This is a genomic window from Finegoldia magna (genome assembly GCF_018371055.1).
GTDB classification, from domain to species: Bacteria; Bacillota; Clostridia; order Tissierellales; family Peptoniphilaceae; genus Finegoldia; species Finegoldia magna_I.
In genome coordinates this window covers 1-9099 of sequence record NZ_JAGYZD010000049.1, presented here as the reverse complement: position 1 = coordinate 9099, position 9099 = coordinate 1, and the positions used below count along the sequence as shown (strand labels likewise).

Below are 9099 nucleotides of genomic sequence, written 5' to 3'. Positions count from 1 at the left end.
TTTAATATGTTTTGTTTGGTCACTTACATATTAACACAGCTGATTAGCTATGAGTTATTTTATGTTGCACTTGTTATGATAAATTATCAATTAAAAAAATTTTCATAATATTGTGATATCAAGACTTGATATTACTTTTATGGTATAATATGTGAGTATTGGAGGGATTTAGATGTTAACAGTTAACAATTTAAGTGTCATATTCCCCGATAAAAAATTATTTGAGGATGTTAACCTAATTTTTAATCCAGGTAACTGTTACGGAGTTATTGGTGCGAATGGTGCTGGTAAGTCTACATTCCTCAAAATTTTATCCGGAGAAAAAGAGCCTACAAAAGGCAATGTCACGATAGATAAGAACACAAGATTATCAAAACTTAACCAAGATCACTACGCTTTTGAAGAAAATAGCGTAATGGATACAGTTTTGATGGGAAACAAAAAGCTTTACGATATCCAAAAAGAAAAAGATGCTATATACATGAAGCCTGATTTCAGCGATGAAGACGGAATGAGAGCAGCAGAATTGGAAGCGGAATTCCAAGAACTTGGAGGATATGAAGCAGAAGCAGAAAGCTCATCTTTGTTGCAAGGTTTGGGAATTACGACAGAACAACATTTTATGCTTATGAAAGATTTGAAAGAATCCGACAAGGTAAAGGTGTTATTGGCACAAGCTTTGTTCGGAAATCCAGGAATATTGTTACTAGACGAACCTACAAATGGTTTGGACTTGAAGGCAATATTGTGGCTACAAGATTTCTTGATGGGTTTTCCGGGAATTGTAATCATAGTATCTCACGACAGATATTTCTTAAACGAAGTGTGCACTCACATGGTGGATGTCGACTACGGAAAGATTAATATGTTTGTTGGAAACTACGATTTCTGGTACGAATCAAGCCAACTTGCACTTAGAATGCAAAAAGAACAAAACAAGAAAAAAGAAGACAAAATCAAAGAACTTCAAGAATTTATCCAAAGATTTTCTGCCAACAAATCAAAGTCCAAACAAGCTACCAGCAGGAAGAAACTTCTTGACAAAATCACATTGGATGACATTAAACCATCTAGTAGACGTTATCCATTTGTAGGATTTGAACTTTCGAGAGAAGTTGGCAACGAAATTCTAAATGTAGACAACTTGACTGTAGAACAAAATGGCAACAAGCTTATCGACAATTTGAGTTTCAGGGTCAACAAAGGAGATAAGATTGGATTTATCGGAAACGAAATCGCCATCACGAAATTCTTTGAAATAATCAACAGAAATGATGACGATTATTCTGGAGAATACAAGTGGGGACAAACTATCACTCACACGTATTTTCCAAAAGATAATACTAAATTTTTCGAAGATTGCGATTTGAATTTGATTGATTGGTTGAGACAATTCAGCGAAGAAAAATCGGAAATTCACATCAGAGGATTCTTGGGCAAGATGTTATTTTCAGGAGACGAAGCATTGAAGAAATCCAACGTTCTAAGTGGTGGTGAAAAGGTTAGAATGATGTTTTCAAAAATGATGGTAACACCGGCGAATGTTTTAGTATTTGACCAACCTACAAACCATTTGGATTTGGAAAGTATCGAAGCTGTAAACAACGGGCTAATCGCATTCAAATCAAACATCTTGTTTACATCATTGGATCACCAATTTGTATCTTCTGTGGCAAATAGAATTATTGAAATATTTGATGACGGAACTTATCGTGACGTATCAATGAATTATGAAGACTATATAGAAAAATATTTAACTAATAATTAGGAGTAGAAATGAAACATCAATTAGTTATTGTAGTAGATTTTGGAGGACAATATAATCAACTAATCGCTCGTCGTGTCAGAGATTTGAACGTGTACTGCGAAGTTGTTCCTTACAAGAAAGCTTTGGATGTTATCAAAGAAAAACAACCAATCGGGATAATCTTCACAGGTGGACCAAACAGCGTTTACGAAGAAAATTCTCCACAAATCGAAAAAGAAATTTTTGAATTAAATATTCCTATTTTGGGAATGTGCTACGGAATGCAACTTATCTCCAAAGATTTTGGTGGAGTTGTTGAAAAAGCAAAAAATCGTGAATTTGGCAAAACAAACGCCAAAATCTCAAATCAAAGTACTATTTTAAAAGGAATGAGTGACGAAAGCATCGTGTGGATGAGTCACACTGATTTCGTATCACAAAAACCAGAAGGATTTGACATCATCCAAACGACTGATTCTTGCCCTGTTGCAGCAATTGCAAATGAGGACAAGAAGATTTTCGCAGTGCAATATCACCCAGAAGTTAACCACACAGTTGAAGGTAAAATATTAATCAAAAACTTCCTTTACGAAATCTGTAAAGCAGACGGAGATTGGACTATGGAAAACTTCTTGGAAGAACAAATCCAAAAAATCAGAAAAACTGTCGGCGACAAAAAAGTTTTGTTGGCACTATCCGGTGGTGTAGACAGCTCAGTTTGCGCATCACTTTTATCCAAAGCAATCGGCAAAAACTTGACATGTGTGTTCGTTGACCATGGTTTGATGAGAAAAAATGAAGGCGACGAAGTAGAAGCTGCATTCAAAAACGACGAATTGAACTTCGTAAGAGTAGATGCAAAAGACAGATTCTTGGATAAATTAAAAGGCGTATCAGATCCAGAACAAAAGAGAAAAATCATCGGCGAAGAATTCATTAGAGTATTCGAAGATGAAGCTAAAAAAATCGGATCTGTGGATTTCTTAGCACAAGGAACAATCTATCCAGATGTAATAGAATCTGGACAAGGCGATGCATCAGTTATCAAATCTCACCACAACGTTGGTGGACTTCCTGATGTAGTTGATTTCAAAGATTTGATCGAACCACTTCGCGATTTATTCAAAGACGAAGTAAGAAGATTGGGATTAGAACTAGAAATGCCTGAATATTTGGTATATCGTCAACCATTCCCAGGACCAGGACTCGGAATCAGAGTTATGGGTGAAATCACTGAAGAAAAATTAGAAGTGTTGCGTGAAGCAGACTTCATCTTCAGAGACGAAGTCGCAAAAGCTGGAATCGACAAAGACATCAACCAATACTTCGCAGTAATCACTAACAACAGAACAGTAGGAGTAATGGGAGATTTCAGAACCTACGATTACACATTGGCACTAAGAGCCGTAACAACAACAGACTTCATGACAGCCGATTGGGCGAGAATTCCATACGAAGTATTAGACAAAACTTCAGTAAGAATAATCAACGAAGTAGACCACATCAATAGAATAGTCTACGACATTACAAGCAAACCACCAGCAACAATTGAATGGGAATAGTAGCAAAAAAACAAAAAACTTTGTAAAATCAATGGTTACAGAAGATTAAAAACTGTAACTGGGATTAAAATGGGAACATTTGTTAAAAAGAATAAATTGAATAATAGTTCCAAGTGGTTTAAATTTGGACAAAAAATTAGACCGTAGTTTTAGACTGCGGTCTTTTTTCCGTGCAATATTGTACGGAATTTAGCAAGCAAATAAATATTACGACAATAAAATGTCGGTTTGAATTCTAGTACTGTCGTAAATATGATATAATAATTATATTAGAGGAGGACTGCAATGAACCGATATATAGAGTCAGAAACAATGGAATTAAAAGAAAAATATACAGATACAATTACAAAGGAAATAGTATCTTTCCTTAATAGTGCAGGAGGAACAATTATTATTGGAGTAAAAGATAATGGTGTTGTAGTTGGTGTAGACAAAGTTGATGAAGTTCTTAGAAAAATATCCGATATTATAACAAGTCAAATAGAACCGAACCCACAAGATGAAATTAGTTCAGAACTTAAATTTGATGAAGGGAAAACTTTAATAGTAATTCATATAAATAAAGGGCGTTATCATATTTATTGTCAAAAGAAATATGGATTCTCCTCTACTGGATGCACAATACGAATCGGAACAACCTGCAAAGAGATGACACCAGAGCAGATAAAAATTCGATATGAGAAAAAATTTATAGATAATGAATACATGCTTAAGAAAAAATCAAATTCATCAGATTTATCGTTTAGGGAACTTAAGATATATTATTCGGAAAAAAATTATCATTTGGACGATAAATCTTTTGAAACGAATTTGAATTTAAGAAATGAAGCCGGAGAATATAATTTACTAGCAGAACTATTATCTGATAAAAATAATATTCCCTTTATTTTTGTGAAATTCCAAGGACAGAATAAAGCTTCTATATCTGAAAGAAGCGATTATGGTTATGGATGCATATTAACGACTTATGGAAAAATAAAAAATAGATTGCAAGCTGAGAATATATGTATTTCTGATACGACAGTAAGACCCAGAAAAGACACATATCTATTTGATTTTGACTGTGTTAACGAGGCAATTTTAAATGCTTTAGTTCATAACGATTGGACAATCACTGAACCACAGATTTCAATGTTTAATGATAGACTTGATATATTATCACATGGTGGACTTCCTAGCGGAATGACAAAAGAACAATTTTTTGATGGAATAAGTAAGCCTAGAAATGCAACATTGATGAGGATATTTCTAAATATGGGACTAACTGAACACACCGGACATGGAATTCCGACGATTGTAGAAAAATATGGGAAAGATGTTTTCGAAATTGAAAGCAAATATATTAGATGTACTATTCCTTTTGAGCAGGAAGTAATTGATCAAATAGACAATAAAAATGTCGGTTTGAATGTCGGTTTGAATGTCGGTTTGAACAAAACTGAAAAGAAAGTGATTGAACTTTTGATAGAAAATCCAAGCTTTACATCAATTGAACTTTCAGAAAAAATTGGTGTGACAAAGAGGACTATAGAAAGGACATTCAAATCTTTACAAGAAAAGAAAATGATAGAAAGAATCGGGTCAAAACGTGATGGAAATTGGATTGTCATAAGATGAAAATGCCATTTTTAATTTCAGGTATATCAATTCTGATCTACTTTAATATGTTTAAATTTAAACCTGTAATAATTTTTCAGATATAATATTATAAATATAAGTGATATTCCGCTTTTAAAATTAGACCAAGTTTTAGAAGAAGAAAATATAAACAAAAATAAATTAGAAAAAGAAGCAGACTTTCAAAGTGCACAACTTAATTCTTATTGCAATAACAATGGATAATGTTATTGCCGAAACTATTTTATATTTTTATAGAAATAATATCGGTAATTGCATAGATATGGTAAAGAAAATAGAACTTGAAAATCCAATGAATTGTGGAAATGTTAATGTATATAGGCACAAATTTAAAAAGTTTTTAACAGCGGTGGCGCTAGGAATGGAACCAGCAATAATTTGGGATGGTATTTATGAAGCTAGTGGCGGATATATAATTGTAACCAAGCAATGGGATATACTAGCATATCATATTTATAATCGAAATTATTTTGAAGAGTATCTGCTTAATAATATAAAATATGAAACAGCATCCACATCGAGACATGGATTTGGAGAAGTCTATAGTGAGGGTGGAGAAGATTTTATTAAGTTAAACCTTCAAATCAGATTTAGATAAAATGATTGTATGAATTTGAAGATAAGTTTAAAGGATGGGTAATATGTTGAAGAACGCGAAAAATTATAATTATAAACTACCTACAATTAATGCTGGTTTTAAAGAATATACAACTAATAATAATTCAATAATTATTATAGGGGCAAATGGTAGTGGGAAAAGTAAATTAGGTGCCTGGATTGAAGGTGAGGATCTATTAGATGTTCATAGAATAGGAGCACAAAGAAATCTTAACTTTCAAGAAAATATACCCTTGAGCAATTATGAATGCTCAAGAAATAGAATTTTTTATGGTACTGATAATGAGTATGAAATTCGAAATAAAGATAAGAGATACAGATGGGATTTTGGAAAAGCTTACACCACTAAACTTTTAAATGATTTTGATGTAGTGTTAGCAGCATTAATTGCTTTATATAATAATGAGACATCGAAATTTTTAGATGATTGTAAAATAGCTGAAAAGAATAACTATCCAAAACCTAATACTCCATTTACAGTTTTCGATAAATTAATAAATATTTGGAATAGTATATTTCCACAAAGAAAACTTCTAATTGAAGATTCCAAGTTTTTTGCTTATGAAAGAAACAAACCAACTGAGAAGTATTCTGCAAATCAAATGAGTGATGGAGAGAGAGCTGTTTTGTATTTAGCGTCACAAGTTCTGGTCGTACCAGATAATAAAACTTTAATAATAGATGAACCTGAATTACATCTTCACAACTCAATAATGAATATTTTATGGGAACAGTTAGAGAATTATCGTCAAGATTGTTTATTTATTTATATAACACATGATACAAATTTTGCTGCTTCTCATAAAAACTCAGAAAAGATATGGATAAGGAGTTATGATGGTGAAAATTGGGATTTAGAAAAAATAATTTCTAATGAATTACCAGAAAAGTTACTATTTGATATTCTCGGATCACTTAAAAATATTTTGTTTGTAGAAGGAGAAGAGAGTAGTTTTGACACTCAATTATATTCTATTTTATACCCAGACTATTTTATCATTCCTTGTGGAAGTTGTATGCAAGTCATTATGAGAACAAAATCTTTTAATTAACCCAAAAGATTCATAATTATAGTGTTTATGGATTAATTGATCGTGACTTTCGAACAGAAGATGAAATAAATAAATTAAAGAAAGATAATATTTACACATTAAAGGTTGCCGAAGTTGAAAATCTATTTATTATAGAAGAACTAATCAGTTTTTTATCAGATTATTTAGGCAATAATTTTAATGAAATATTTAGTAATATCAAAAATTATGTCATAAATGAAAGGTTTGATAATCAAATTCGTGGTCAGATTAAGAAAAATGTAGTATCTCAGATAAAACATAAATTATCCTTGGCTGAAATTTCTGAGATTGATACAAAAGAAAGTTTAAAAAAGGCTATTGAAAATATTGATGCCGATAGAATTTATGAAGAAACATTAAAATCATATGAAGAAGCGCTGATAAGTAATAATTATAAAAAAGTTATAAAAATGTTTAATGAAAAAGGATTATCTAAATCAATAGGTCATTATTTTGGTTTTCAAAATAATGATTATTTAAATATAGTTATTTCTATTTTGCGAAATAAGGAACAAAAGGAAGTATTTGCGATATTTAAAAATTATGTACCGAGTTTTTCAGGTGAAACATTAATATAAACATAGTTAATAAAATTATAATATCCGGTACTGGGACTGGGACGGGACTAAAAATCTGACAATGTCCTATAATTAGGTGGATTTGGTGATACTTAAAAAAATAAAATCTAGTATTTTGAATGGTTTGGGATATATTGTACGTTTGGGAAAGAAGAATGGGAATAAAATTTTAATCAAAGGATAAGCTTAGGCTTGTCCTTTTTTACGTGGAAAAAATGTTGTTCTAGGAATGAAATAAACAAATTATAATAGTTGCGGTGAATATATATAATATAATATTTTAAAACTAATAATTGTTTATCATTTATATCACGAATACGCAAGTTATATTAACTTAGTGATTAAAGCTGAAAATCAAGGGGTTTTTACCATGTTAATTTTAGTTTCTTGTGGCAACGGCAGAAATTAGTGTATTATTGTGACACAGAAAGAAAAGAGGTATTAATATGTTGAATGAAAATATCAAATCACTTAGAAAATCAAATGGATTGTCACAAGAACAATTAGCAAATGAAATGCACGTTGTCAGACAGACTGTTTCGAAATGGGAGAGAGGCTTGTCCGTTCCCGATTCTGATTCTTTGATAAAATTATCGGAAATTTTGCACACATCTGTAAGCGTTCTATTAGGAGAAAATGTAGAAGAAGTACACAAAACAGAATTAGATAAACTATCTGATAAACTTGAAGAAATCAATCTGCAATTTTTCGAAAATAAACAAAAGAAAATTACGATTTACAGAAATATATTTATCGCATTCGACGTGCTAATTGTGGTTGTGTTCATATCCTTGTTTTTCATGAAAAGCAGTTATTTACAATGGGAAATAACAGATTCAAATACAATGATAATGAAATTTATACTACAGAGTTTTGAATGGGGATTTGTCAGAGTTGCGCCATTACTTTTTGTGATTTGCACAATTTGTGCTTATATTTTTAATAAGAAATTAAAAACATAGTAGTGTGATATAATTAGCATAGTTCCTGCACAGCAGGTGTGATCCTAATTTATATAAAGTTAAAGAGGATTGATTAATTTCCAAATACAGGGATGATGTTACAAACAATAACTAATAAACATAAATGGATTTACTATACACTATAGTAAGAGTGGAGTGCATCTAATTCCAACATATATTAAAAGAAAGGAGTAGAATGTGAAATTATTAGAATACAATGCACAATATATTAGATTAACTGATATAAAGGGAAATAGCTATAATGGGTATGCACACTATTGTGCAAAAGATGATTATGAAGTCGAAGAAGATGGGCTAGAGATGAGAGTTGATGGAGATATTTGGATTTTTTATGAATCAGATATTAAATCAATCGAAATATTAGACTAATTAAGCACACTAATTGATTTATACAGTTAGATCTTAGCTGTGCTTTTTTTGCACACTTAAGTGTGTTGATAGAATGATGTGAGAGGAACAAAAAAATACCTGTTATATAGATGGAAGACATTAGATTTAGCTTTAAGCAAAATAAAATATCCTATTTAAAATATAAATACGAAATTAAGAATTCTTGTAAATTGTTTTATTCTGTGTTAGGAATTTTGATTTTTGGGTATATATATTTTAATAATATAAGAGAAACGTTGCGGTCATTTTGAAAACGATATTATAAATGTTGTTTGGCAAATTTACTTATCAAATTTGGTTAATAAACTATGTAACAAAAATGCAAATGTTTTCTTATAAATAATAGGAGGCACAATTATGAAATCTTATCCAACAAACAAAATTAGAAATCTTAGCTTGGTTGGGCATAGCGGAAGTGGAAAAACTCAACTCACTGAAGCATGCCTATACTTAACCAATGTGATTAACAGAGTCGGAAAAGTTGAGGACAAAAACACAGTTTCTGACTAT

Annotated in this window: 9 protein-coding genes; all 9 read left to right on the top strand. The window is 31.1% G+C overall.

Annotated features, from left to right (window positions below):
• The first annotated feature begins 172 nt into the window (after positions 1 to 172).
• Positions 173 to 1768, top strand: a complete 1596-nt coding sequence (locus KHW44_RS03485) for an ABC-F family ATP-binding cassette domain-containing protein (RefSeq protein WP_304066005.1) — start codon at positions 173 to 175, stop codon at positions 1766 to 1768.
• Positions 1769 to 1776: 8 nt separating this feature from the next.
• Positions 1777 to 3309 (top strand): glutamine-hydrolyzing GMP synthase, encoded by a 1533-nt coding sequence (gene guaA, locus KHW44_RS03480; protein WP_304066002.1) that lies wholly within the window; start codon positions 1777 to 1779, stop codon positions 3307 to 3309.
• Positions 3310 to 3594: 285 nt separating this feature from the next.
• On the top strand, positions 3595 to 4926 hold the full coding sequence (locus KHW44_RS03475; RefSeq protein WP_304065999.1) for an RNA-binding domain-containing protein: 1332 nt from the start codon (positions 3595 to 3597) through the stop codon (positions 4924 to 4926).
• 217 nt (positions 4927 to 5143) lie between these two features.
• A complete protein-coding gene (locus KHW44_RS03470) occupies positions 5144 to 5545 on the top strand; it encodes an HpaII family restriction endonuclease (protein WP_304065996.1) in 402 nt (133 codons plus the stop codon).
• Between the two features lie 43 nt (positions 5546 to 5588).
• A complete protein-coding gene (locus KHW44_RS03465) occupies positions 5589 to 6617 on the top strand; it encodes an AAA family ATPase (RefSeq protein ID WP_304065993.1) in 1029 nt (342 codons plus the stop codon).
• An 8-nt stretch (positions 6618 to 6625) separates the two neighbouring features.
• A complete protein-coding gene (locus KHW44_RS03460) occupies positions 6626 to 7216 on the top strand; it encodes a DUF4435 domain-containing protein (protein ID WP_316095120.1) in 591 nt (196 codons plus the stop codon).
• Positions 7217 to 7662: 446 nt separating this feature from the next.
• A complete protein-coding gene (locus KHW44_RS03455) occupies positions 7663 to 8178 on the top strand; it encodes a helix-turn-helix transcriptional regulator (protein WP_304065990.1) in 516 nt (171 codons plus the stop codon).
• A 198-nt stretch (positions 8179 to 8376) separates the two neighbouring features.
• Positions 8377 to 8568: a hypothetical protein gene (locus KHW44_RS03450; RefSeq protein WP_304065987.1), complete on the top strand. Its 192-nt coding sequence runs from the start codon at positions 8377 to 8379 to the stop codon at positions 8566 to 8568.
• Positions 8569 to 8946: 378 nt separating this feature from the next.
• A partial coding sequence (locus KHW44_RS03445; RefSeq protein WP_304066008.1) for a GTP-binding protein occupies positions 8947 to 9099 on the top strand: 153 nt, incomplete at its 3' end.

Excerpts from the sequence above, each read along its gene's own strand:
- KHW44_RS03475 (WP_304065999.1), top strand. The coding sequence starts at position 3,595 with ATGAACCGATATATAGAGTCAGAAACAATGGAATTAAAAGAAAAATAT.
- KHW44_RS03485 (WP_304066005.1), top strand. The coding sequence starts at position 173 with ATGTTAACAGTTAACAATTTAAGTGTCATATTCCCCGATAAAAAATTA.
- KHW44_RS03470 (WP_304065996.1), top strand. The coding sequence starts at position 5,144 with ATGGATAATGTTATTGCCGAAACTATTTTATATTTTTATAGAAATAAT.
- guaA (WP_304066002.1), top strand. The coding sequence starts at position 1,777 with ATGAAACATCAATTAGTTATTGTAGTAGATTTTGGAGGACAATATAAT.
- KHW44_RS03455 (WP_304065990.1), top strand. The coding sequence starts at position 7,663 with ATGTTGAATGAAAATATCAAATCACTTAGAAAATCAAATGGATTGTCA.
- KHW44_RS03465 (WP_304065993.1), top strand. The coding sequence starts at position 5,589 with ATGTTGAAGAACGCGAAAAATTATAATTATAAACTACCTACAATTAAT.